Source organism: Pseudohalioglobus sediminis (genome assembly GCF_008370495.1).
Taxonomy (GTDB): Bacteria; Pseudomonadota; Gammaproteobacteria; order Pseudomonadales; family Halieaceae; genus Halioglobus.
This window is the reverse complement of record NZ_VTUX01000001.1, coordinates 93,521-118,896: the sequence shown is the minus strand read 5'-3', so window position 1 is coordinate 118,896 and position 25,376 is coordinate 93,521. Positions and strand designations below refer to the sequence as shown.

Annotated in this window: 19 protein-coding genes; 13 read left to right on the top strand and 6 right to left on the bottom strand. The window is 56.7% G+C overall.

Features of this window, described 5'->3' with window-relative positions; genetic code table 11:
- Window positions 1–88 precede the first annotated feature (88 nt).
- Both F0M18_RS00525 and F0M18_RS00520 read left to right on the top strand, forming a co-directional pair.
- A complete protein-coding gene (locus tag F0M18_RS00525; RefSeq protein WP_149609434.1) occupies window positions 89–1,705 on the top strand; it encodes a tetratricopeptide repeat-containing sulfotransferase family protein in 1,617 nt (538 codons plus the stop codon).
- 10 nt (window positions 1,706–1,715) lie between these two features.
- Window positions 1,716–2,888: a serine hydrolase domain-containing protein gene (locus F0M18_RS00520; RefSeq protein ID WP_149609433.1), complete on the top strand. Its 1,173-nt coding sequence runs from the start codon at window positions 1,716–1,718 to the stop codon at window positions 2,886–2,888.
- 41 nt (window positions 2,889–2,929) lie between these two features.
- Here F0M18_RS00520 and F0M18_RS00515 read toward each other — a convergent pair whose 3' ends face one another.
- Complete coding sequence (locus F0M18_RS00515; RefSeq protein ID WP_149609432.1) at window positions 2,930–4,408, bottom strand: sodium:solute symporter family transporter; 1,479 nt, start codon at window positions 4,406–4,408, stop codon at window positions 2,930–2,932.
- A gap of 225 nt (window positions 4,409–4,633) precedes the next feature.
- Here F0M18_RS00515 and F0M18_RS00510 point away from each other — a divergent pair, with 225 nt between their 5' ends.
- Complete coding sequence (locus tag F0M18_RS00510; protein WP_149609431.1) at window positions 4,634–4,858, top strand: hypothetical protein; 225 nt, start codon at window positions 4,634–4,636, stop codon at window positions 4,856–4,858.
- A 21-nt stretch (window positions 4,859–4,879) separates the two neighbouring features.
- Here the strand turns inward: F0M18_RS00510 and F0M18_RS00505 are convergent, their stop codons facing one another.
- Together F0M18_RS00505 and F0M18_RS00500 are read right to left on the bottom strand one after the other, a co-directional pair.
- Window positions 4,880–6,640, bottom strand: coding sequence for an amidohydrolase (locus F0M18_RS00505; RefSeq protein WP_149609430.1), 1,761 nt, complete (start codon window positions 6,638–6,640; stop codon window positions 4,880–4,882).
- A gap of 258 nt (window positions 6,641–6,898) precedes the next feature.
- Window positions 6,899–8,332 carry a DcaP family trimeric outer membrane transporter gene (locus F0M18_RS00500; protein ID WP_149609429.1) on the bottom strand — a complete coding sequence of 478 codons (1,434 nt, stop codon included), beginning with the start codon at window positions 8,330–8,332 and terminating at the stop codon, window positions 6,899–6,901.
- Window positions 8,333–9,003: 671 nt separating this feature from the next.
- Between F0M18_RS00500 and F0M18_RS00495 the strand changes: the two genes are divergently transcribed.
- The 7 genes from F0M18_RS00495 to F0M18_RS00465 all read left to right on the top strand — a co-directional run bounded on the left by F0M18_RS00495 (window position 9,004) and on the right by F0M18_RS00465 (window position 17,543).
- Entirely contained in the window at window positions 9,004–11,253 is a 2,250-nt protein-coding gene (locus F0M18_RS00495) for a TonB-dependent receptor (RefSeq protein ID WP_149609428.1), read from the top strand.
- A gap of 63 nt (window positions 11,254–11,316) precedes the next feature.
- Window positions 11,317–12,420 carry an alpha/beta fold hydrolase gene (locus F0M18_RS00490; protein ID WP_188109535.1) on the top strand — a complete coding sequence of 368 codons (1,104 nt, stop codon included), beginning with the start codon at window positions 11,317–11,319 and terminating at the stop codon, window positions 12,418–12,420.
- A 190-nt stretch (window positions 12,421–12,610) separates the two neighbouring features.
- Entirely contained in the window at window positions 12,611–13,909 is a 1,299-nt protein-coding gene (locus F0M18_RS00485; protein ID WP_188109534.1) for a metal-dependent hydrolase family protein, read from the top strand.
- A 102-nt stretch (window positions 13,910–14,011) separates the two neighbouring features.
- Window positions 14,012–15,142, top strand: a complete 1,131-nt coding sequence (locus F0M18_RS00480; protein ID WP_149609425.1) for an esterase/lipase family protein — start codon at window positions 14,012–14,014, stop codon at window positions 15,140–15,142.
- A 177-nt stretch (window positions 15,143–15,319) separates the two neighbouring features.
- Window positions 15,320–15,859, top strand: coding sequence for a hypothetical protein (locus F0M18_RS00475; protein ID WP_149609424.1), 540 nt, complete (start codon window positions 15,320–15,322; stop codon window positions 15,857–15,859).
- A gap of 141 nt (window positions 15,860–16,000) precedes the next feature.
- Window positions 16,001–16,573: a methyltransferase family protein gene (locus F0M18_RS00470; protein ID WP_149609423.1), complete on the top strand. Its 573-nt coding sequence runs from the start codon at window positions 16,001–16,003 to the stop codon at window positions 16,571–16,573.
- A gap of 148 nt (window positions 16,574–16,721) precedes the next feature.
- A complete protein-coding gene (locus F0M18_RS00465; RefSeq protein ID WP_149609422.1) occupies window positions 16,722–17,543 on the top strand; it encodes an SDR family oxidoreductase in 822 nt (273 codons plus the stop codon).
- A gap of 30 nt (window positions 17,544–17,573) precedes the next feature.
- Here F0M18_RS00465 and F0M18_RS00460 read toward each other — a convergent pair whose 3' ends face one another.
- Together F0M18_RS00460 and F0M18_RS00455 are read right to left on the bottom strand one after the other, a co-directional pair.
- A complete protein-coding gene (locus tag F0M18_RS00460; RefSeq protein WP_149609421.1) occupies window positions 17,574–18,353 on the bottom strand; it encodes a crotonase/enoyl-CoA hydratase family protein in 780 nt (259 codons plus the stop codon).
- Between the two features lie 239 nt (window positions 18,354–18,592).
- A complete protein-coding gene (locus F0M18_RS00455) occupies window positions 18,593–20,077 on the bottom strand; it encodes an amidohydrolase family protein (protein ID WP_188109533.1) in 1,485 nt (494 codons plus the stop codon).
- Between the two features lie 224 nt (window positions 20,078–20,301).
- Between F0M18_RS00455 and F0M18_RS19925 the strand changes: the two genes are divergently transcribed.
- Together F0M18_RS19925 and F0M18_RS00450 are read left to right on the top strand one after the other, a co-directional pair.
- Entirely contained in the window at window positions 20,302–20,463 is a 162-nt protein-coding gene (locus F0M18_RS19925; protein ID WP_188109532.1) for a hypothetical protein, read from the top strand.
- Between the two features lie 237 nt (window positions 20,464–20,700).
- The gene (locus tag F0M18_RS00450; RefSeq protein WP_149609419.1) at window positions 20,701–22,317 is read left to right on the top strand and encodes an amidohydrolase family protein; all 1,617 of its coding nucleotides are present in this window, start codon (window positions 20,701–20,703) and stop codon (window positions 22,315–22,317) included.
- A gap of 174 nt (window positions 22,318–22,491) precedes the next feature.
- Here F0M18_RS00450 and F0M18_RS00445 read toward each other — a convergent pair whose 3' ends face one another.
- Window positions 22,492–23,910: a DUF1254 domain-containing protein gene (locus F0M18_RS00445; protein ID WP_149609418.1), complete on the bottom strand. Its 1,419-nt coding sequence runs from the start codon at window positions 23,908–23,910 to the stop codon at window positions 22,492–22,494.
- Window positions 23,911–24,044: 134 nt separating this feature from the next.
- On the opposite strand from F0M18_RS00445, the gene F0M18_RS00440 reads away from it, so the two are divergent.
- Window positions 24,045–25,217: a helix-turn-helix domain-containing protein gene (locus tag F0M18_RS00440; protein WP_149609417.1), complete on the top strand. Its 1,173-nt coding sequence runs from the start codon at window positions 24,045–24,047 to the stop codon at window positions 25,215–25,217.
- The last annotated feature ends 159 nt before the right edge of the window (window positions 25,218–25,376 follow it).

The following is a 25,376-nucleotide window of genomic DNA, read 5'->3' as shown; positions in this document are numbered from 1 at the left end:
TCCGCCCTACCTGGAGTGGTTGAGCTTACCGGGCCTTGTGCCCGGTTTTTTTATGGCCATGACTTACATGCTTGCGCATAATTGAAACATGGAAATCAGCAGCAAAGCCGGTACCGGCCCGCAGCAACTGGAAGCCAGGGTGCTGGCAGCAGTCGGCCAGGGCAACACCAAACAGGCGATTATCAGCTGTCGCCAGTTAAACAGGCAGTTTCCTGGCTTCGCCTCGGGGTGGTACACAGCCAGCCAGCTGGCTGCCAGGGTCGGTAACGCCCGGGGGGCAGTGCATGCCATAGACAAGGCTATCGCCCTGGAACCCGACAATCCCCGCTGGCAGCTGCAAAAAGCAGCCTGCCTGATGCGCGCAGGCGACACCAGGGCAGCGCGGCCAATTGTCGAGAAACTGGATAAGCTTGATCTCAGCAGTGGCTTCCAGTGCGCTCAGCTGGCCCTGCAACTGTCCCGTCTCAATCACCATGAGAGGGCTCTGCATCACTACCAGCGGGCGATCCGGCTGGAGCCGGACCAATCCGAGCATCATTACAACCTGGCCAGCGTCCACCGCTTTCTCGGTAATTTCAATGCGGCGGAACAGGCCTTGCAGAATGCCATAAGCCTCAACCCGCGAGACTTCGAGGCGTATAAACTGCGCTCAGACCTGCGCACGCAAACCACCGGGCGCAATAACCTGGCATCGCTGCATGCCGCACTTGATCGCTACCCGCAAGATCACAACGCCCGCGTACAACTCAATTTCAGCCTGGCCAAGGAATACGAAGACCTGCAGCAATGGCAGCAAGCCTTCCAGCACCTGGCTGCCGGCGCAGCCGCGCGCCGGCAACGCATGCGCTACGATGTGTCAGGGGATGTCGCAACCATGCGTGAGATCGCAGCGCACTATGACGCCGAGTTTATTCAAGCGCATCAGGGCGACTGCGCCAATGAGGAGGCTATTTTCGTCCTCGGAATGCCGCGCACGGGTACCACACTGGTCGAGCGCATTTTTGCCAGTCACTCGTCCGTATCCAGTGCGGGTGAATTGAACAACTTCGCCCTGGAAATGAGTAAGGCGGCGAGAAAATACCTCCCTGCTGACAAGGCCGCTGCGGATGTCTCCAAACTTGATCGCGTTGTCGCCAGCACGCAACTGGACTTTAGCCTGCTCGGGCAGCAGTACATTGACAGCACCAGGCCTGTCACTGGAAGCAGTGAGCGCTTCATCGACAAAATGCCATTGAATTTTCTTTATGTTGGCCTGATTCACATGGCGCTGCCGCAGGCAAAAATCGTGCATCTGGAACGGCACCCGCTCGATACCTGTTTTGCTGTTTACAAGACCCTGTTCGCCGACGCCTATCCCTTCTCTTATCACCTGGAAGAGTTGGGTGAGTATTACGCGGCGTACCGTCAGTTAATGGCACATTGGCATCAGGCCATGCCGGGGCTGATCTATAACCAGTCTTACGAGGCCCTGGTGACAGATTTCGAGCCCCAGACGGAGCAACTGTTGGCACACTGCGGGCTGGCCCTGGAACCGGCCTGTCTCGATTTCCATACCCAGCAGCAGCCATCTACCACCGCTAGCGCCACCCAGGTAAGGCAGCCGGTTTACACCAGTTCGGTCGCAAAGTGGCGTAAATTCAGGGACCCGCTCTCGCCACTGATAAAAGTCCTGGAGAGTCGGGGCATTGACCCCCGGATAGATTGAGCGCCAGCCCATGCGCATACTGATCTGTCTTCTCTTCGCCAGCCTGCTGGCCCATGCAGCCAGCGCCCAGGCACCCTACATCGATCCCCGGGAAGACCACAGCCACCTGGGCGCGGCTGAAGACATCCTGTTCTGGCGTGTTGAGGAGAAAGTAGCCGGATTTCGCAATCAGGAGCTGCTTTACCCGGTGAGGACTGTGCGCCGCGGAACGCAAACGCTTGCGCTGCCGTACGCCCTGCAGGACCTGGGCAGCATCGCTTTCGAGTACCAGGGTCAACAATTGACCATCGATGACTACTTCAGGGATTACAATACCGCGGGCCTACTCGTTATCAAGGATGGCGTCATTCGCTATGAGCGCTACGGGCTTGGTAATACGGAACAGACCCGATGGTTATCCTGGTCGGTGACCAAGTCCATAACCTCCATGCTGGTGGGCGCCGCGATAAAAGACGGTTACATCGACAGCGTGGATGAAGCAATCTGTGACTATCTACCGCGCTTGCAGGGCTCTGCCTATGAAGGCGTTTCCATCCGGCACATCCTGCAGATGACCTCCGGTGTGGCCTGGGACGAGAACTACTCGGACCCCGCCGCTGATATCAACACTGTTTACTGGCATACGCTGTCCCTATACCGCCATCTAAAGCAAAAGCAACGCCTGGCCCCACCGGGCGAACGCTTCAATTACTCGACGGCGGAGACCCACCTGGTGGGCAACCTGTTGCGGGCTGCTATAGGCAACAATCTCTCTACCTATCTCAGTAACAAGATCTGGCAGCCATTCGGTATGGAACATGATGCGCACTGGCAACTGGTGAGCCCGGGAGGCGGCGAATACGGTGGCAGCAGCCTTGGCGCCACACTGCGTGACTACGGGCGTATAGGCCTTTTTGCACTGCGTGGCGGCGCCTTGCCAGACGGTGAAAGGATACTGCCGGCAGACTGGATGACATTGTCCACCGAGGGCAGTTCCGCGAATGAGCGATACGGCTATCAGTGGTGGCTCGGAGGCGAGGGGGTCTACCGAGCCATGGGCATTTTCGGACAGACCATATCAATCGATCCGGGGCGACAGGTAGTGATTGCCCAGCAAAGTGCCCGTGAACAGGCCAGCACAGAACACGACTGGGCAGTGCAGGCGGCGGCTTTCGAGGCCTTGGCAAAAGCAGTAAGCCGATAGACCCACATGCCAGAAGCCGGGTTCAGACCCTGCACCCGGGATCAGTTACCGCTTTTATCCTGCAACAGTGGCAAGGTACCCAGGCGATCAGACAGGTCTAGCGGCTGGCCATCGACATCCGTCAGCAACCGCGGCGGCGATGACTGTTGGGTGGCCAGCGACACAATTACCGTCACCAGCAGTGATACCCAGAAGCCGATAAAATCTGCCGGCCAATCCGGATGCGTAAATTTCAGTAGGGCGAAGGTGGCGAAACCTGAAAAGATGCCGCAATAGCCTCCCGCGCTGGTCAGTCGTGGCCACCAGATGTTCAGGATGCCCGGCGCCGTCAAACCGGCGAAACCCAGGGATATGGCAGCGGCGATCGCTGATATCACGGTCGCGGTATTGAACGCTGTATACAGTGCAATGACAGCCATGCAGGGCACTGACCAGCGCGCCACCCTGAGCTTGAGTTCTTCACTGGGCGCGGCATGGACTCGCGGTAGCAGGTTCACAGAAATAATTGTGCCGCAGCCCAGCAGGATACTGTCAGAGGTGCTCATAATCGCAGACACCACCGCACCGACGAAAATCGCCACCAGAACCGGATGCAGATGCTCTACCGCCAGCAACGGGATGATCGCATTCGCATCCTCGACCCCCGGCATGGCGACCGTTGCGATGTAACCCAGGGTGACGGGAATCATGCCGAAAACCAGGTAAACGCAGCCGCCGATGTAAAACGCATTCTGGGCCACGTACTCATCCCTGGCCGCCATCGCCCGCTGCACCAGAGACATCGTGCCAATCGCCACCAGGCCGGAACTGAACCAGACCTGTAAATAGTCAAACCAGTCTTTAAAGGAACTACCCTGCGGGGTGAAATCGAACGCATGGGCCGGCAATTGTGGCGCCACTTCACTCCAGCCGCCGCTGTCACCGAGCACCACGAAAAACAGGATCATTACGCCAACAACGATAAACACCATCTGCAAAACATCGGTTGCCGCGACCGCCTGCAGGCCACCGAACATGGTGTAGACCACGATCACCAGGGTGCCGCCCAGAATACCCAGCGCGGCGGGTTGGCCGGTCAGGGTTTCGAAAACCACGCCAAATGCGAACAGCACGCCACCGAGCCAGATGGTCCCGGCAATCAGGTTGACGAATGAAGCGATAACGCCGGCGAGTGGGCCGATCCTGATTTCAGTAAATTCGATACTGGTGGTGCGCCGGGAGCGCCGATAAGTGCGCGCGAAAAAAAAGCCGGCAATGAACAGCGACACGCCGGAGACAAGCGGGTCGCGAAGCACTTCCAGGGTTCGTCCGGCGTAGGCAGCTGCTGCGGAGCCCATCATGGGCCCACTGCCGAACCAGGTCGCGACTATCGAAATAGAGCAAACCGAGAGAGACATTTTGCGCCCGGACACGGCGAAGTCCTGCATGGAGGAGGACCTTCGCGCCGCCAGCATGCCCACACCGAGCATCAGCAGCACATACAGACACACACCTACCAGAATAATCGTCTGGGAAGTCATTGACACTCACTCACAGGGCTACCTCGTTCAAGCCGTTACCACGCCAGACTAAACCTTAACAATTTCCCGGGCACAAGGTAGCGCCAGTTAGCGGGACGACATGGAGCCAATTGATTCATACAAAACTCGCCGGCAACGGCACTGGTGCGAAGCGGCGCATGGAACCTGACGCCTGTTCAGTCCATCTCTTCCAGTCGCAAGTTTGTCCATTCACAACAAGCTTGAGTGTTGCCGGCTGGCGATACTGCGCATCGCAATTCACGCCAGTGGGACGCGGTGTATGCCGATGGCGGCATGTTCAAGGGCGGGATGTTCGGGCAGGGGCTATACGTATTACCGGAGGAGGGCATCGTTATAGCCTATTACTCAACCGTGCCCAGTTCCCCGCTGACCCGGTTCTTGCGGCCACTGTCGCAAGCGCTTGCCGGGAAAGAGGGTGAGGGCCAATAAGACATGGCCGCAGCCGTTAACTCAGGGCGCCTCGCGGCGCCAGACTGTCTGCCCGTCCTTGATCGTTTCGAGCACCACGATGTCGTTGATTCGCATCGGCTCAATGGTTAACGGGTTGTCTGACAGGATGACCAGGTCTGCGCGTTTGCCGCGGGTAAGAGAACCCTTTTCGTCTTCTTCGAAGTGTTGCCAGGCGCCCCACAGAGTGACGGCCTTGAACGCTTCCTCCGGGGTCAGGCGTTCCTCCGGGCCCAGTATCTTGCCGCTCCGGGTCACCCGATTCACCGTGGCCCACATCACCTGCATGAGATTAGGCAGTACTACCGGCGCGTCCGTGTGGCTGGTGATAGGAATGCCATGGTCCAGGGCTGAGCGGACTGGGGAAATATGCCGCGCCTTGTCCGGGCCGATCAGCTCAACGTGCCAGTCACCCCAGTAGAACGTGTGCATGGGGAAGAAACTGCCTACGATCTGCAATTCCGCCATCTCCGGCAACTGGTCCAGGCGCGTGTACTGTCCGTGGACGAGCACATGGCGGCGGTCTCCGGGGCCGTACTTTTTCTGGGCCGGACGAATCGCCCTGATCATCTGGTCCACTGCCGCGTCGCCGTTGACATGCATAAGTACCTGCCAGCCATTGCGATAGGCCTGGTCCACGATATCGATAACCACCTGATCGTCGGGGATGGCGGGGTAGCCGGCGTAGTCGGGCCCCTGGCCTTCCGGTGGCAGTAAGTAAGGTTCCGTGCGCCAGGCCGTGCGCCCCTGGGGCGACCCGTCCAGGGTGACTTTCACGCCGCCGACGCGGTACCCGTTCTGGTAGCCCTTGCCATACCAGTCACTGGAGAGAGGCGAGAGATCCGCGTAGTCGATATAGCTGACAACGTCGATGGGAAAACCCACCGCATCGGCATAGGCGGCAAGATTGTTATGGATATTGACGAAGGCGCGTCCTTCCTGCGCGGTGGTGTAACCGAAGGACATGGCGAGTTCCAGCCCTTGTTCCATCACGTAGCGAGCGTCCTCGGGTGTGCGCGGGGAAATTTCCCGCATGTACACCGGAATGGCGGCCAGTTCTTCTAGCACGCCGTTGGGTTCCATACTTCCCGGCCGCCTCTGGATAATACCCCCTTCAGGATCCGGCGTGTCTGCCGTATAGCCGATGACCTCGAGCCCCTTGCTGTTCACCGAGGCGAAGTGCCCCGAGATATGAATGGCCATCACCGGCTTGTCTGTGCTGACCCGGTCCAGGTCGTCCCGGGTTGGAAAGCGGCGCTCCTCCAGTATGGCGTCATCGAAGCCCATGCCGAAAATCCAGCCTATCCGTTCGTCATCGTTGGATTCCCCGGCCCACTGCTGCAACGATTCGACGAGGTCGTCGATGGATCGTACCTCTCCGTCAGGCGGTGCCAGCAGATTGGCGCCGATCGCCTGCAGGCCCAGGCCGTTGATGTGCATGTGCCCATCAACGAAGCCCGGGGCGAGGGTGCGGCCTTTCAGATCAATCCGCTGCGTATCAGGGCTGGTGAGCGGCTCCAGTTCTGCCATGGTCCCGACCGCCTGAATACGACCTGCGCGCACGGCGACGGCCTCGGCGGCGGGTGCCGCCTCGTCGACCGTGATGATGGGGCCGCCGAAATAGATCGTATCGGCGACCTCGACGGCGGACGCGCCAACAACAGGGGAGGGCGGGGCGCGCTCAGGCTCCGAGCGCTGGCAACTGGCCAGCAATGGAGTGCCCAGGAGGAAGCACAGAGCGAGGGTGAGTCGGTTAGTCAACATGGCAGCTCCGATTGCAGTGTGTCCTGATCCGTCGTGATGTCGGACCCGAATAAGCGACATACTTTGGCGATTGCCGCCGAAAAAGGTTGGTTAGTCGCTTCACTTGTGTCACCTCATCGTGACCGGGTTTGAGAATAATGGCCTACGATTTCTTGCGTGATTGGCCATTGTTCAACACGCTGCAATAACGTTTTCAGTGTGGCAAAAACTCCGTTTACCACAGAGGAGATATTCGCAGCCTGGCTCATTTCGTGTCACCTAGAACTCAAACTTCGCCATTAGCTGCAGCCGCGTCGCATCTCCAGTGGCATTGTTCTGCACTCGTGTCTTTCCATACATGATTTCCGCGCCCGTGGAAAAATGTCCGTTTTCGTTGGGCTTCCAGATCAGGTTCAGGTGGCCTATGCCGCCCCGCTTCAGTGCCAGCGGGTCTCGAGTGTCCGGTGTGTCCAGCCAGCCATAGGCATAAGAGAAGTTTGATGACAGCGTGGATGTCCAGTCATAGCCGAAGCCGAGCACCGCGGCGAAGGCTGGAATCGTCTTCAGGTTCCCATTCGCGTCCAGCACCGCGTTGGCGTCAGTACCGGCAAAGGCCATAACGTTTTCACCGGCACCTTCACTGTACGAGAGGTGCCACGTGGCATAGGCACGCTCAGTCAGGTTCTGGCGGCCTGCAACCAGGGCTGCTATCTGAACCTCGCTGTCCGAAGGCGTGCCCGAGTCTCCATCCCAGTGGAGCTGGCCGATGCTTGCCCCCATCAGCAGCAAGCCACTGTCGTAGCGATAGTCTGCTCGGAATGCGAGCAACGGCCACTGTGTTGTCGCTTTTCCTGGCAGCTCGTTGGCGTTCTGAATACCCAGGAACTGCAGTTCTTCCAGTCCGACAGACAGTTTCCAGCGATCATCGAGTGACGTCTGATACCGTATCTGGGCCGCGCGGCCGCCAAACAGGGCATCGCCTGCCGCGAAGTCGATCATGTAGGGCATCGCTTCAAGAAACGACAATGCGGTCCAGGTCTGGCCAACAATGAAGTCACCGGCAGTGACGTAGGCATGACGCAGCCTGAATTGGTTATCCGACGAAAAAAAATCGCCCTCAATAAAGCCTCTCAGTGGCACAGAGCCAGGGAGAGTCCGGCGTATATCCAGGTTGAAGCGGGTCTCTTTGGCGAAAAAATCAACATAGGGGTCGGCGCCGTAGTCCTGTGTTCCCTGCACCGGAATGGTGCGCATGAGAAACTGTGTTGGGTCACGGGTGCCATCGAAATCGGCGACGAAATCCGCCTTGATGTAACCGCCGACTTTCAGGCGCAGATCGGTACCGAACATTGGCCAGGACCCGGGGAAGGTGTCGGAAACGATCTCGTTGCGGGTCAGCAACTGGTGTGTTTCGCGTACCTCACCGGAAAGTTCCTCCACGGCTTGATCTGCTGTATCAGCGGCATCAACTGTGGGCGCCATGGCTATGGACTGTTCTGCTGCGGGCTTCGGATCCTGCAACGGCGGAGTAACGTTTTCAGCTTCGTCGAGGCGCCGTTCAAGGTCATCCAGTCGCTCAGACTGCCGTTTGATCTGCGCCATTTGCTGTTGCAGTTGCTGCATTTGCTCAGAGAGTCGCCGGCGCTCTATTTCGAGTTGCTTTCTCAGTTCCGAGGCTTCTTCGACCTGGCCATGGGCCACGGGTAAATGCAAAGAGCACAGAATCGTTATAGCCAGGCAGACCGGTAGTTTTTTCCGATGCATGGGGTGCGAACTCTCGCTTTTACCCAAAGGCCGCTTCAACGGCTGCCCCTCGTCGGTATGATGGAATTAGCAGGCGGATGGATAGGTGACTCAAGCATGTGTCTTCCCGGATTTCTAGTATAGGTCGTGATGAAGAGCGTTTCATAGAGCTTAGACTACTAGCTGAGTCTGGCATAGTCTCTTACAAAATAGTCTAAGAAAAGTCGAAGTTGCGTTGTTGCGGCGCGGGTAGACCCGGCGAGCAAAGACTCTTCACAGTACTGTCACAATCCGGTGTGACTAGAACCGCATTCCCGCCGGTATCTCTCCTTGCAGTGGTGAATTGTGCCGATGCCAATCCTGGCGCCCATCTCAGCGGCCATGGGATTGGCGGTTTCGGTTGCGCTGGTGAGCGCAATCCATTGGGCCCATCCAACGCGCAAGGGCGGCGCCTGGTCAGTCCATCTTTTCCAGTCGCAAATTTGTCCATTCACAACAAGCTTGAGTGTTGCCGACTGGCGATACTGCGCATCGCACTAGTAACTGGTAGCGCAATAAGGCCGAGACAGGCTGTTGCATACCGGCAGGGCCGGTTGTGCCCGAATCCGCAAATTAAAAAATAATCGTGAGAGAACATTCTGATGAAATCCATAATATGTAAGCGTACGACAAACTTCCTGTTGCAGGCAGCCGTGAGCAGCGCGTTGTTGAGCGGCGTGGCTGCGGTACAGGCACAGGAATCGATGCTCGAGGAAGTGGTGGTAACCGCCCAGAAGCGCTCTGAGCGACTGATTGAAGTACCGATTTCCATCACCACCCTGAGTGCCGAGACCATCGAGCAGAGCGGCGTGAAAGAGCTTAAGGAACTGGGCGATCTCACCCCCAACCTGATGATCAGCCAGAACTCCGACTTTGGCACCAATATCGTTATTCGCGGTGTCGGCGCCAACAGCCGCAACATCGGCTTTGACAGCCGCGTGGGGGTTTACCTCGACGGTGTTTACCTCGGGCAGTCGCCGGCCGCCAACCAGGGCATGATTGACCTGGCGCAGGTTGAAGTACTGCGCGGCCCACAGGGCACGCTGTTCGGCAAGAACACCGTAGCCGGGGCTATCAGCCTGACATCGGTAAAACCGGGTGATGAGTTCGAAGGCTCGGTAGGGGTTAATGTCGGCAACTACGATAACCTCGAGTTGCAGGGTTCTGTCACCGTGCCGTTCACAGACACCACCAGCATGAAGCTCTACGGCAATAAAACCACCCGTGATGGCTACATCGACAACGTGTTCAACGGCGACAAGGTCAATGAGCGCGACGTACTCTCCGGCCGTGTGCAGCTGCGTTCCGCGTTGACCGACTCGCTGGAGATGAACATCAGTGCTGATTACCTGGAACAGGATCGCAAGGGTTTCAACGGCGAGCCGCTGACAGACACCTTCGGTTTTGCCCGGCCGGACGAGGGCGCTGCCAAGTATAAAATCTCCCAGCAGACGCTCATTGAAGACAAAGAGCTCAAAGGCGCCTCGGTGACCTTCGACTACGATACCGATGGCGGCTACCTGTTCAAGTCAATCACCGCCTACCGTGATAGCGAGATCTTTTACGATGCGGATCCCGATTACGATAGCGCCGAATTCCTGGGTGTGCTCTATACCGACGCCTACGAGCAAACCACCCAGGAGTTCCAGATCATCTCGCCTGACGATTCAAGCTTCAAGTATGTGGCGGGTATCTACTATTACCAGCAGGACAGCACCACTGACCGCGATGCGATTGCCGGGACAGGCACGGTGTTCTTCCCCGGTGCCGGCGCCGAGGTGCCCATTTCGGTATTCGGTATAGACCCGACCATGAAGGTGGTTGATATCGACGGCGCAGTCGATACCGAGAGCTATGCGATCTATGCCAACGGTACCTACGACCTGACTGATCGCCTCACCCTGGGCGTGGGTTTCCGCTACGGTGAAGAGACCAAGGACGTGGACTGGAGTATTGACGGTTCAAACTCCGGTGCCTTCAGGATTGCCACGACCACAGTCAAGGACAGCCGCACCGACACCAGCTTTGACCCGACCATCAGCCTTAATTACGCGGTGTTCGAAGACAGCTATATCTACGGCCGGGTTTCCACCGGCTCCAAGAGCGGCGGTTACAACCTCGACTTCATCAACGTGGACCAGGTCGAAGCCGGCATTGAGTTCGACGAAGAAACCGTAACCAGCTACGAGATAGGTTATAAAGGCGAGTTCCCGGATCAGAACCTGCGCCTGGGTGTGGCACTGTTTTACTCCGAGTTCGAAGACTACCAGGTGAACCAGTACGTCGATCTCGGTGGCGGCCGCACGGCACTGTCCATCACCAACGCGGCGGAAGTGGTGACCCAGGGTGTTGAGGTTGATCTGACCTACCAGCCCACGGTGAACCTGCAGTTGACTGCGGCCCTGGGCCTGTTGGATGCCGAGTTCGACAGCTTCCCGGGCGGAGATGCGGAGGGCGGTGACGCTTCCGGCAACGAATTGCCCTATGCGCCCAAAGTGACTGCCTCGCTCGGCGCCCAGTACTACTACCCGCTGCCGTCCATTGAGTCCAGCCTGTTGTTGCGCGCAGATTACGCCTATACCGATGGCTACTACATCACGGCAAGCAACGACGAGGGCTATACCCTCGCCGATGGAACCGAGGTCGCCTTTGGCGAGGTAGACAGCTATGGCACCATCAGCGCGCGTATTGGCCTGGTGAGCGACGCTGAAACCTGGGAAGTGTCGGTCTGGGGGCGTAACCTCACTGACAACGATTACCAGAACTACAGCTTCCGTGACTTCTTCGGCACTATTCTCGGTGGTTACGCCATGCCCCGTACTTACGGTGTCGAGGCCAAGTACAACTTCTGATCCAGGCAGTCGCGGCCAATGGGTGCGATGGTAGCCGATCAGGCTCACTATACTGCAGCAAGCGTGGCACGCCGTCTGGGTGCCACGCTTGTCCTGCTAATTGTCATTTTCACCACCACAGCTCAGGCGGCGGATACGCTGCCGGCTGAGCCTGCATGTGCCAGCACGTCAGGGGTAGCCCTGGTAGAGCGTCCCGTAATTGGCGGAATTCCCCAGGGAATCGTCATCCGCGGCAACAACGCCAGTAATCCTGTGCTGTTGTATCTCCACGGCGGACCGGGCAGGCCGGTCTACCCGGCACTATATGACGATGCGCAATGGAGCAGGATTGAAAACCTGTTCACGGTCGCCTATTGGGATCAGCGCGGTACGGGCATGTCCAACCCGCCGGACCTGGATGTATCGTCCATCAATCTTGACAGTTTGGTAGAGGATACGGCTGCGGTTGCCAGCTACCTCAGGTCGAAGTTCGACAAGGAAAAGATCTACCTGCTGGGACATTCCTGGGGCAGTGTGCTGGGCTCTCACACCGCCTTCCTGCATCCCCAGTTGTTCCACGCGTACATCGGCGTTGGCCAGAGCAGTAATCAGGCACGCTCCGAGGCAGAGACGCTCGCCTGGTTGAAAAGCAGGCGGGAGCAAGCTGCCGACGAGAACATCACCGCCGCGATTGATCAACTGCGTCTGCCGCAGACGGCTGCAGTGGGGTCCTGGCTTGAATACCTGGCGATAAATCGCCCACTGGTGCACTACTTCCGCGGCGCGCGCTACGACAAGGTGGTGGGGGCCGATGAGTATGTTAAAGCCATGGCGGCTTTGCCTCACTACACCAAGCGGGAGCGGGACATCAATGAACTGGCTTTACGCGTCAGCCTGGAGCAGCTATGGCTGCAGATTATCGCAACAGATCTGAGTGTCACGGTGCCCAGGCAGAGTATCCCCGTATTCATCTTCCAGGGCGTTCACGACTACCAGACCACCTATCGGCAGGCCAGAGTCTACTTCGATAATCTGCAGGCGCCGACAAAACGTTTCTATCGCTTTGAGCAAGCCGCGCACTGGCCTCATGTGGAACAGTACGACGACTTCGAGCGTATCGTCAGGCGGGACATCCTTGGCAGTTCGCTTCCCAGTGATGTCGTGCATCAGGGATCGTGCAGCGATTGACGCAGAGAGCCCGTTTCCCGACCCTCAAGGGCACGATTGCTCCCCGGGGGCGCAATGTCGCGTCCACGCAAGGGATTGTCTTGCACTCGGGATGCGGAGGTTTACCATGTTGCAATTCTGTTCACAGAAACGGAGTCAGGTTCTGAAGATAACGCTGGTTGTAATCTCCCGGATTATGCAGGGCGCTTGCATGGCGCTAATCCTGTCCAGCGCCGCGGTGGCACAAGAGCGCGCCGGGGCAGGCACCCTGATCACCGGCGCGCGGATATTCGACGGTGTCGGACCGAAACTCATCGTTGGCCAGGACGTGCTGGTGCAGGACGGTATGATTGTCGCCGTCGGCGAGCGTCTCGACGTGCCCGAGGGGACGACGATTATCGACGCCGATGGTCGCGTGATGACACCCGGCCTGGCTGACATGCACGCGCACCTGATGTTACAGATGTCCTTCGGCGTGGGCTTCACGTCGGACCGCGAGTACTGGGCCTATGTCGCCTCGACAGTCGCGGAGCAGTACCTGATGCAGGGTTTCACCACGGTGCGGGAGCTCAGTGGAAACTCGTTCTCACTGAAGCGCGCGATCGATGAAGGCATTCTGAAAGGGCCGCGCGTGTACCCGTCGGGGCCGATGATCTCGCAAACATCAGGGCACTCCGATCATCGCACCGACGCCCAGGGGCCGGCGACACTCGAGTTCGAACCCAGCGTGCCGATGAAGTACTTCCACGTCGCGGTTGCTGACGGGCGCGACGAAATACTGAAGACGGTGCGCGAAGTGCTGCGCCGCCGCGCCTCGCAGATCAAGATCGCCGTTGGGGGAGGCACCGGCTCCTACGCGGACCCGCTGGATACCACCCAGTACACTGCCGATGAGATTCGCGCTGCCGTGGAGGCTGCGAGCGACTGGAACACTTACGTTACCGCGCATGTCTACAACTCCGAGGGCATAATTCGCGCTGTGGAGAATGGCGTGAAGTCCATCGAGCACGGCAACCTGATCAACGAAAAAGCCATGCGCATGATGAAGAAACACGACGTCTGGCTTTCGCCCCAGGTTATCGTCTATACCTTCCACCCGGCGGGCTTTAACGACGAAATGAAAGCCAGGCACGACGCCGCCTACGCGGGTATAGACCAGATGTTTACCATGGCCAAGGAAATCGGCTTTGAGAACATCGTGTTTGGCACGGATATCATTACCTCCCCGCAAATGATCGCTCGCGCCAACGAAGAGTTCACACTGCGCACAAAGTGGTTCGATAACGCTGAAATCCTGCGCCAGGCTACCTCCAGGGCGGGCCAGCTGCTGGCCCTGTCCGGGCCGCGCAACCCCTACCCGGGTAAGCTGGGCGTGATCGAGGAGGGCGCCCATGCTGATCTGCTGCTTATCGATGGCAATCCACTTGAAGACATGTCCGTCATGACGAAGTATGAGGAAAACTTCGACCTGATCATGAAGGGCGGCGTGATTTTCAAGAACACGCTTTGAGGTCAGGGTAGGGCGACAGACCCATTCCGCGCTCCATACATGCAACATGTCAGGCATTTCGCTGTATGATTTATCGCAGTGCGCGAGACTGGAGTTGACAGCATGAAGAGGCATATTTTTCTTATCCCCGGTTTCTTCGGCTTTACCAATCTGGGAGACTTTACTTACTGGGGGCCGGTGCGCGAGCGCTTGCAGCAGATTCTTGACACTAGCGGCCTGCCTTCGGAAATTCATTACGTAAAGTCACTGCCAACGGCGAGCCTGCGCACGCGCACCCGCGTGCTGCTCGATACCATCGTGTCGACGCGGCCGGCAGCGGATGACATTATTCACCTGGTCGGGCATTCCACCGGGGGACTGGACGCCAGATTGCTGTTGACGCCGGCGGTGGATCTCAAGACCAGGAAAAACGTCGAGAATATCGCCCGCAAAGTCAGGTCCAGCATCAGCGTTGCCACGCCGCATCGCGGCGCGCCCATAGCGTCCTTTTTCAGTAGTCTGCTCGGGCAGAGACTGTTGCGACTGCTGTCACTGGCGACCATGGTCGCCATACGGCACGGACAAATGCCCCTCTCTGCATGGACCAGAATGGCAGGGCTGTTCGTGCTTCCCCCCAGCCTTGAGCGGGCCACGGGGTCGTTGGCGGGCCAGGTATATGATCAATTGCTGCTGAATTTCGATGACGTACGACAGTCGCAGGTTGAAGAACTGCTGGCGGAGCTCCAGCGTGATCAATCACTGCTCACCCAGCTGACGGTTGAATCCATGGACCTGTTCAATGCCGCCGCCGGCGATCGGCATACGGTGAAGTATGGCTCCGTAGTGACTCGCGCCAGGAAGCCTGACTTAGCAACATCCAGGGAGATCGGTTTGCATCCGAGTGCCCAGGCACAACTGGGCCTGTATTACAGTCTCAGCAAGCTCTCGGAAGGGTATGAATTCAGTGGCATAAAAAAGGTGCACAGGGCGGCGCTGAAAAGCGGCCTGGGTGAGCTGCCTGATGGCTCAGCCAACGACGGCATAGTGCCCACGCTGTCACAGCCCTGGGGCCAATGCATTGCTGTGGTACAGGCTGATCACCTGGATATTATCGGCCACCATGGACGCGGCACTGACGACACCATCAAGCACTATGACTGGCTGACCACCGGCAGCGATTTCCGCGAGGCCGAGTTCGATCAGGTGTGGGAGCGAGTGGCAAAATTCATGGTTGCCTCTGAGACGTCTGACTAGTCCGGTCAGGAGTCGTCACGGCCTTGCGAGCCGATTCCAGTCGAGGCCCGGCCAGGTAAGGCCCGGCCAGGCGAGGCCTTGCAGTGATCACGTTGGCATCGCCGCGTGGCGCTTCCAGAGTAGTGCCGCCCACTGCTATGCTGGGTACCGGAAATTCATTATCAGGAACTGAAGTTGATGACAGATGCAAGCGGTAATAAGGGCAGCGTAAAAGAGCGTTTCCTGAAGGAGATGCGAGAGTACCTGATTATCAGTATCTATCTGTGGATCTGTTTCAGCGTACTGCTAACGTACAAGGCAGCGATCCTTGAGGCTGAAAACGTGGCGTTTTTGCCGTTGGGTATCGCAGCGGTAAAGGCACTGATAATCGGCAAATTCATTTTGATAGGCAAGGCAGTCAAGGCCGGGAGCCGCATGACGTCGGGGATTCTTCTCGCCAGGATCATGTGGAAATCCCTGGCCTTCCTGTTGCTGCTGGTCGTATTCACGCTGATCGAGGAGCTGGTCGTGGGCTGGTTCCACGGTAGCACTGTTGCCCATACTGTAGATGAGTTGATGGCCCGCTCCTGGCTGGAACTTCTCGCCCCCTCGGTCGTCATGCTGCTGGTACTCATCCCCATGATCGCTTTCGAGGAAATTGATCGCGATCTGGGTAAGGGTAAGTTGCGCCAGCTGTTGTTTGGCCGCTCCGATGCAGAACCGTCGGGCGCTGGTTAGCACAGGCGATGTCGTGACCGGAAAGATGGGCGCCGAGCCTGGCACGGATCAACTCCAGCGGCGGGTGGCGCTGTGGCGAAATAGGCGAGCGGTAAGGTCAGGGACGAGATCCGCCTCGCTACAGACGAAGGCCGTAACAAGATGAATGAAGCCGTAGCGCTAATTGCATTGCATCAGTTGGTGTACCAGGGGATGTTCTTTGCGAAAAACTTTTTCCTGCGCCGCCGCCTGGGCAAGTCCATCCGGGGTACTAACAGGGAAGCCAGTGTCTTTATCGGTTTCTTCGTGGTCTTTCTCGGTTTTACGCTTTTTGAGGCGCTTCACAGCGACAGGGGTATCGCGCCACCTTCAACAATGGATACCGTCACGTATATTCTGGGCATATTGCTGATGGCGGCCAGCGTTATTGTCGCCTGGGCTTCCCTGAGGGACCTGGGTGATTCATGGCGGGTGGGGGTGATTGAGGAACAACAGACCGAACTGGTAAAAACCGGCATCTATCGCTTCACTCGAAATCCTTACTTTGTCGCTTACCTGATTTTGTTCGCCGCCTACACGGTGTTCCTGCAGAGCACGTCATTGTTGATACTCTCGGCCGTGGGCTTTGGGCTGATTCACAGGCTGGTGCGCAGGGAAGAGGCCCATCTGTCTGCCCAACACGGCGAATCGTATCGGGAATTCAAAGCAGCTGTGCCGCGTTACCTGTGGTGGTAAACCCGTAACGACCGAATCACGGAAGTGCCGGTGCACGGTTTGCAACTGTATCAAGCGGAAAGAATTTGTCTTGCCGGTTAGTGGGGCTAGCGCGCTTGATTTACCTTCGCGTCGGGGCTTAACCTGTAGGCAAAGTGAGGAGATAGCAATGTACCCTGGGTTTGAGTTCAAGGATACGGTGGTCTGGATAACCGGCGCATCGTCCGGAATAGGCGCCGAGATGGCGCGACAACTGGCGGCGAAGGGCGCCAGGCTGGTGCTGTCGGCGCGTTCAGCGGAAGGTTTGCAGGCGGTGCGCAGCGAACTGCCGGGAGACCCCGAAAACTATCTCGCACTGCCGCTGGATATCGGTCAGTACCAGGACATAGCGGGCAAGGTCGATCAGGTGACAGAAAAATTCGGGCGTATCGACCTGTTGTTCAACAATGCCGGTATCACCCAGCGCAGCTTTTGCGTCGACACCCCAATGGATGTCTACCAGCACCTGATGGAAGTTAACGTACTGGGGCAGATTGCGTTGACCAAGGCCGTGCTGCCGGTTATGCAGGCGCAGGGCAGCGGGCATATCGCGGCTACTGCCAGTGTGGCCGGAAAGGTGGGCGCGCCATTCAGGACCGGTTACTGTGCCACCAAGCATGCCGTGATGGGCTTTTTCGATGCCCTGCGAACGGAGGTCGACCAGCTCAATATCCAGGTCACCACCGTTGTACCCGGTTTCATCAGGACAGATATCGCCAGCCGCGTTGCCACCGCCGAGGGCGAGGGCTTCAGTGGGGACAACAGCGAAATTGAGAACGGCATGCCCGTTGAGGACTGTGTTCGCGTGATCGTTGAGGGTTTCGAGAGTGGCCTGCCGGAGATTCACGTGGGCGCGGGTCCGGAGATGGACTTCATCGCCCTGCGCCATACTAACCCTGAACTCCTGTTCAAGGCCGCCGCAGAGATGGCGGCGAGCTCCGGGGACACCTGATTAACTGGCATCGGGTGTTGCGCCCGGGTTTCAGCGTCCCTTGAAGACTGCCTCTCGGCGTTCGAGAAAAGACTGAATTCCCTCGTCGGCGTCTTCGCTCTGCATCACCGGCACCAGGTCAGCAAACATTTGCTCCACAGCTTCATCCTGAGAGTGGTGCGCAGCAAAGTGCACCGCCTTCATGACACCTTCCACCGCCAGCGGCGCCGCTTTGGCGATGCGCCCGGCGAGTTCCATCGCCCTGTTGTATTGCTGCCCCGTGGCGACCACTTCCTGCACCAGGCCAGTACGGTGGGCCTCTGCTGCCGTCCAGCGATCGCCGGTAAGGAGGAATCGTTGGGCGTTGGCATAACCCATCTGCTGCGGCAGGCGTATGGTCGCACCGCCGCAGGGGTACAGTCCCCTTTGCACTTCCAGCATGGCAAACTGGGTATCTTCAGCGGCGATGCGAATGTCCATGTTCAGCATCATCTCTACCCCCCAGGTGAAACAGTAGCCCTGGACAGCCTGAATAACCGGCTTGCGACGGCGCGGACCGACAAGGCCGAATATGTCGATGCCTCCCGGCTGCAGCGGAAACCCATCGCCGGAACCAAAATGCGGCGCCCACTGGTCGAGCTCGACCCCCGCGGTAAAGTGCTTGCCCTCGGCGTGCAACACGGCAACGCGCAGCTGTGGATTGCCATCGAGTTCCGCCAGCGCGCTGCAAAGTTCATGAAACATCTCCAGGCTCAAGGCATTGAGTTTTTCGGGCCTGCGTATGTGGATTTCCAGGATGTGTTCTGTGACAGATGTTTCTACCTGGGCCATGGTAGTGATCTCCTCGCGAGGTTTGAGCGATACCTAGTGTCACGCGTCAGCGGATTTACATCAAATATTATGTGGTCTAGTTCCTGCCGAGCGATGGCGCTCGGCCTGGCAAAAACACCGCATCCTGGAGTTCTGCGAAAACCTCTAGCCAAGGATCGATTGACTTTGCTATGCCTTCCTTCACGGCGGCATTGCTGAATGCGGGAACCGAATAACCCGCGCCGCTGCAGCGTGAGCTACTACCGCCTTCCGAGAATTCTTGTTCCTGAGTAGGTTCCCGTTACCTTGTCATGGTCGATAACGATCTTGCCGTTGACGATCACGTAGCTATATCCGGTGGAAGGCTGGTAAGGGTCTTCAAACGAGGCCTTTGTTTCCAGCGCTGCCAGGTCAAATACCAGTATGTCAGCGTCTGCTCCCTCCTGGATACGTCCCTTGCGCTTGAACGCCGGCGCAGCGTTCTCAAGGCGCCTGGCGGGATTGATGGTGCTCAAGGCAATCGCTTCGCTGAGTCCCAGCCACGCTTCGTCTCGCACATACTTGGTCAGAACTTTGGTATACGAGCCTATCCCGTTGGGCACGACTTTCTTCTCTCGCGTGTAGGAGGGCATCGCATCTGTGGCGACAATGATACCAGGGTACTTGAGGATATTGCGTATTGATTCTTCCTTCATGTAATGGTGGATGACAGTGCCCCTGGGCTGCTCCTGCCGCATGCTGTTAAATTCATCCAGGCTCTCGAAGTACTTGCCAGTGTCTCCCCACTGCACGTCAGCATAGGTGATGTTGAATATTTTCTGCCAGTCCCGCCCAAACACATCGGATGAAATAGAGGTAGAACCGGCGGTATAGGGAAACAGCTCAGTGCTGATATCAGCGCCATTGGCGTTGGCTTCGTCGATAGCCGCCAGCCAGTTGCCATAATTTCCCATCGCATTGGCATTGATGTGGCAGACGTGCAGGGGTGCCCCGATTTTCTGTGACCATTTCAGTACTTCATTCAGCCCCCTGATATCACCATTGACATAGCGCCTCACATGTACGAACACTGGTACATTGTGCTCCTTTGCCAGTTCGAAGAGCATTCTGAGTTCGTCATCCGTCACCGCGTTGGTCATATAATCGAGGAGCAGGGCAATACCAATGCCGCCATTCGCCAGCCCCTTTTCCAGCAGTTGCCGCATCTGTGCAATCTGTTCGGCTGTTGCCTTCTGGGTAAATGCCGGCGTATTCATCGCGCCGTATTCGTAATAGGGCGTCTCCCGCCCTTCTATCACCTGTATTCTGGCCGCCGGATGCCCGGCTGAAGCACCAAAATTCGCCGTGGACTTCCCCTCCAGCCTGGTACCGTATGACATCACCGGCATGGCACCGGCTTCCAGTTCCAGCACCGTTGTGACCCCGTCGCGGGTAGAGTTGGTGACACCGAAAGGAAACGGTGAGTGATGATGCATGTCTATCCATCCGGGGCTGACAATCTTTCCCCTTGCATCAATGGTGGTTTTTCCTTCGATTCGGTCGCTTGTCACGCGCGCAATGCTGTGGCCCATGACACCCACGTTCAGTACCTGATCAGTGCCGGTTTCCGGGTCAATGACGCGACCGCCGAGGATAACAAGGTCATATACCGTACCTTGCGGTGCTGCGCTGACGCCTCCGCTGCAACCCATGAGGATGAGTGGAATTAGCAGTAGTACGCACAGGCGGCTTAAGATGGTTTTCATGTGGAACATGGTGAAACGCTCTCTTTCTGGAATACTTAAATGACTTCACACATATGCCCTCATCTAGCATCTCAGCGATGGCTGTTGTCAAGCGTGCTTCAGACTGGTCCTGTGGGCGATCTACCTCTATACAAATGGCTCCCAAAGCAGGTTGGTTTACCGCTGTAGATATGAGAGAGCAGTTTCAGGGAAGACGGTGCTCGCCAGATTGTGAACAAGCGAATATGAAACTGGAATATCGGTCTGACGTACCGGTTATCGAGATCGTTCGCAAACTCGATAGGTATGACGGCGTGGCAGAGAGCAGGTTGAGCTACAAACTGCAGTTAAGTAGCCTTGCATTCTCCCGTCCCGGTACTTCACGCGCTGAGACACTGGCGAAGTAGCAGAGATGGCACTGCATCTGGTAGACCTTTTGCTATTTGCCTGCTGACAGTAAGCCTATGATTTAACGAGCTTTTCCAAGCCTGGCTGTGAACCTCTTCCGAGCCGATTTTGAATATTGAACTTGAATAGCGGCGCGGTCTGGCATCTTCTACTATATTGAGAAACGCCTTAGTTCAAGAAGGCGTGCTGTATAAACGAAAACACTTTTCAAACCTCTAATATATTGAGATGAAATCATGAAAAATGCAGGAACAGCATTTGTAAGAAGCGCGTTATTTGCCTTGCTTTTAATCAGCGGTAACCCGGCGTTCGCCAGCCAGGGTTCAACCGACAAAGCTGAAGCCGCGGGTTTGCCGGCAGATACCGAGTTTGACATCGTTATTCTGGGTGGGAGAGTGATGGACCCCGAATCTGGCTTGGATGCGCCTCGGAATGTAGGCATCAAGAGCGGTAAAGTTGCAATCATAACCGAAGAAGCGATTTCGGGAGGAGAAACCATTGATGCAACGGATCACGTAGTATCGCCGGGCTTTATCGACTTGCATGCACACGCGGCCAACATTCCTTTCGGCCAAAAGCTGCATCTCCGCGATGGCGTAACCACTCCGCTTGAATTGGAAATAGGCGCTTATCCTGTCGACGCGTATTACTCGCGATTGGAGGGCAAGTCGCAAATAAATTATGGCGCAACGGTTGGGCCTGGCGGAATACGCGAGAAAGTGGTTCACCCAGCCTACAATTCTACCTCTGGTTCTCTGGTAACCGACCTTTTTGATACGCATGAAGATGCTTTTGCAACGTTAGACGTCGCTACTTTTCTTCCGTCTCCAGAGCAAATTTCTCAAATTAACGACATGGTGGAAGAAGGTATCAAGCGTGGCGCTTTGGGGATTGGCGTCCCTGTAGGCTATATGACTACCGGCACCACCTCCACGGAAACCGCGGCATGGCAGCGTCTGGCCGGAAAATACGGCCTCGCAACTTTCGTGCACGGCAGGTTTTCCAGTCAAAAGCCCCCTACACCGGGGATTCTCGGTTTTCAGGAGATGATTGCACCTGCCGGGATTTACGGAGGCGGTATATACATTCATCACCTGCATCAACAGGCTCTTGACCAGACTCCAGAAGCACTGAAAATGATTGACGATGCTCGAGCCGCTGGATCAAAAATCGTCGCAGAAATCTATCCGTACTATCAAGGCGCTACTATTGTTTCAGCCGACTACCTGGTTCCTGAGAACTACGGTCCAAATATGGGACGTAGCTATGAAGATATTATTGAAGTGGCAACAATGAAGCCGCTCACAAAAGAGCGCTATGACGAATTGGTGAAAACGGCACCCGCCACGTCAGTGATCTTTGGAGGCATATCGGAAGAGGGCCTGATGTCGGCCTTGGCCGATCCCCACACGATTATTGGCAGCGATGGCATGCCGTTAACGATTAGTGCAACAGGCGAGATGGCAGTAGATTGGGATACGCCATATGATGCAGTTCAAGGTCACCCGCGTGGCGCCGGATCACACGCCAAGGTTCTGCGTTTGGTTCGAGAGAGGAACCTTATGCCACTGATGCTGGCCATCTCAAAAATGTCCTATATGCCTGCTAAATTCCTGGAGGAAAACGGTGTTAAAGCTATGGCCTCAAAAGGTCGGATGCAAGTAGGTGCAGACGCGGATATCGCAATTTTCCATCCTGAAACCGTTACTGACAATGCCACTATGAAACAAGCCGGGCTACCTTCTAGTGGCATACCCTATGTTATTGTAAATGGTACTGTGGTGGTTAGAGATTCCAAAGTGCTGAAGGGAGTTTACCCTGGCAAACCGATTAGGAATCCAATACTAAACTGAGGTGTTCCTAGTTACCGACAACCGATAGAGCGCTTAGTGTGAGCTGATACAACTTAGCGGCAACGAACGGCAGCACCAACAGGCACTGAGTATGAAAGCGCCCGGGGAGGCATGCGAGTTTGCGGCGTGAACCTGCAGTGCTATCAGGGGCGCCCGTCCAAGCCGGCTTACACTTTATTGCTCTATTCGTTGCAACCTGGGCAGCAGGTACTCGTCTTCGAGCACCGCCGCTGCCGGTTCATAGAGTCGCATCACCAGTAAATAGTTACCCGCTGGTACGGGCAGCCAATTGGCCTCGGTGTCGTCGGGTTTTTCATGTTGCAGGGTCAGCGTGAGAGAACCATCAGTGTTGTAGCGGAGACCCTTGGTGCGGTCGCCAATGCTGTAGCGCTGGAATTCATTTTCTTCGAGCTGCTGGTCTGTGAGCCTATACGCCGAGAGTGACCAGAATCCATTCACTGGTGGCATTTCGTCGGCCGCGAAGTGAAGCTGGTAAACCTGCCCGCCCTCGAGGAGCTCTCCGTCAGCGTCAAATAGCATCGCCGGGTAAAGCGACTCTTCAGGCAAATTGCCGTAGCCGCCTCGGGCTACCGAGGCCCGATGCATGTAATCAAAGCCGTAACGGCCAATCTTCTTAGAGATCATCCAGCCGTTATAGTCGGGAATCGTGCGTTGCGTGGCAGCTTCCACTAATTTTTTACCAGCGACCACGGCTCTTTCCAGGCCGCGGCGGGCTGCTTCACTCAGCGTCGTCGGGTCAAAGGATTGGGAGCGCGACAACCCGATCGCCTCGAATTGCGCCATCAACGCAGCTTCATCCGGGCGCGGTGGCAGTTTTTCAAGCTGTGCATGGAAAGTACTGAAAAACTCCAGGTTATTGATGACGTCGGTGGCTGGAGCCTTTATTTTGGGCGGCATGGCCGGCCGCTGGCCAGGTGTAAACTCCGACAAAGACGCCAGCCAGATATCGTTCACCAGCGCCATGGCGGCTTCGTAATCCTCAGGCCCCTCCACCAGCATGCGCCCAAGCAGCCAGCCCTGTTCGCTCTCCACGGAGATTCGTGTGACATCATCAGGCAGCCTTCCTTTCCAGTTGGGGCCGGTGAGCCCGAAGTACTGCTGCTTTGTCCCCGTTGTACGCCGACCTATGTGCTCCACTTCGCTGTAGAGATTAGTGACGGCAATTGTGTAATACCGACCCTGCGTATCAGGGGTATGGATAATCAGGGGCTCTTCACTGATGTCGAACCAGCCACTGTAATAGAGCGTATCGTTATTCGGCGCTCGCAGGTTACCCCCGGTATCCGGGCCCACAATTTCGGGGAAACGGTGCAAGCGATTGACCGGGGCATACACCTGCTGGTCATCGGACACTCGATGGGTTTCGTTGTGCATTTGCTGGGTCATATCGACAATCGGGTAGGCGTAAAGGTAAGCCAGTGTACCGATATGGTAGGCCATGGACTCTTCAATTAAGGCATCGTTCTGTTGTTGCCGAGATGCAACGATACCAGCCAGATTGGCATTGATTACCAGAGCGCCGGCGAGAATTGCCGCAATGACCAAAGAGATAATCAGTGTCCGCTTTTTCATGTGCGACTCAGCTCCAGAGTGAATACCCTGTCATTGTATACCTGAGTGGCTGTCTCTGGAGGCCTCGCTTGCCTCCCCGAGGTCGATTACTTATCCTGAAGCCAGATAAAAAATGAGAGAATAGGTTTTTCCAAATGGACTGGCTGACCTGGTTTGCCAACCTGGGCGCCGCGCAGGGATTGATTCTGGCACTTGCCATCGCGACCGTCCCCTATGGCAACCGGCTCGCCAATCGAATTCTGGCGGCATTTCTGCTTGCCGAATCCCTCCGGCTGATATCGCTGTCTTATTACTATTCGGGTGAGCGATTAATGCCCGGCATGCCGATCTACATGTTGCAACACCTGAGTCTCACTTTTGGCCCTCTGCTGTATCTGTATGTGCACGCGTTAGTGGATAAAGGCTTTGCTTTAAAGCCGGTCTATCTCTGGCACTTTACGCCGATGCTGGTGGCTGTATTTTTGTCCTTTCCGGGCCTGATGATTGGCGAATTGTTTGGCCAGTATGACAGTTACAGCGACGTGCCTTCAGAGCTTAAGTCAAGAATCTCCTTTGTTACGCTGCCGGTCGACATTTCCTTGGCAACCTACTCTGCGATAGCGCTGCGGTACATTCAGCGCCACCAGGTGAGTATTCGGTCGGAGTTCTCCAATCTGGAGAACATAGATCTGCGCTGGCTTAAGTGGCTGCTTTGGCTGTGTATGATCAGTGCCATCGTTGCCGGCCTCTTTGAACTTCTCCAGGGTTTGCACGTGCTGGACTTCGGGCGACGTGTGGTGGCCGCGGCCGTCGCCAGTGTGGCAATCATTTACTACATCGGCCTGATGGGGCTGCGTCAGCCCCGCATATTCGACCTCGATTCCCAGACGGCAACTGTTTCCGAGCCTGGCGAGGAGTCGGGAGCAGCGCCTGGGCCAGAGAAAGAGGGTGGCAAATACCTGAAATCCGGCCTGCGTGACGAAGAAGTGGAGCGTCTGTGGGAAAAATTGACGGCCCTGATGGAAGAAGACAAACCGTACCTTGAGCCGGGTCTGAAAATCGGAGACCTGGCCCGCAGGGTGGGGAGCCGGGCCGACTATCTCAGCCAGGTGATTAACACCAAGTCGCGGATGAACTTCTACGAGTTTATTAACAAATTCCGCGTTGATGAGGCTTGTCTTCTCCTGGAGGCAGACCTGAACCGGCGCCATAACATCGCCGATATCGCCCAGGACGCCGGTTTCAGTTCTATCAATGTATTCAATCGGCACTTCAAGCGCTTGCGAAATACAACTCCCAGTGCTTACCGTAAGAATCTCTCTGCCTGACGGTTAGTCAGGTCTTTCGCGAGACGCCTTTCTCTTCTGTCCTTACAGCTCCAAAATGGGGGGACTGTCTCTTCAAAGGGGCCGTTTTTGCCGGCTTTGACACTCCGGATAGCGCTCACCAGCGTCTCAATGCCGGCCGCTTGTGAAAAATAAATATAC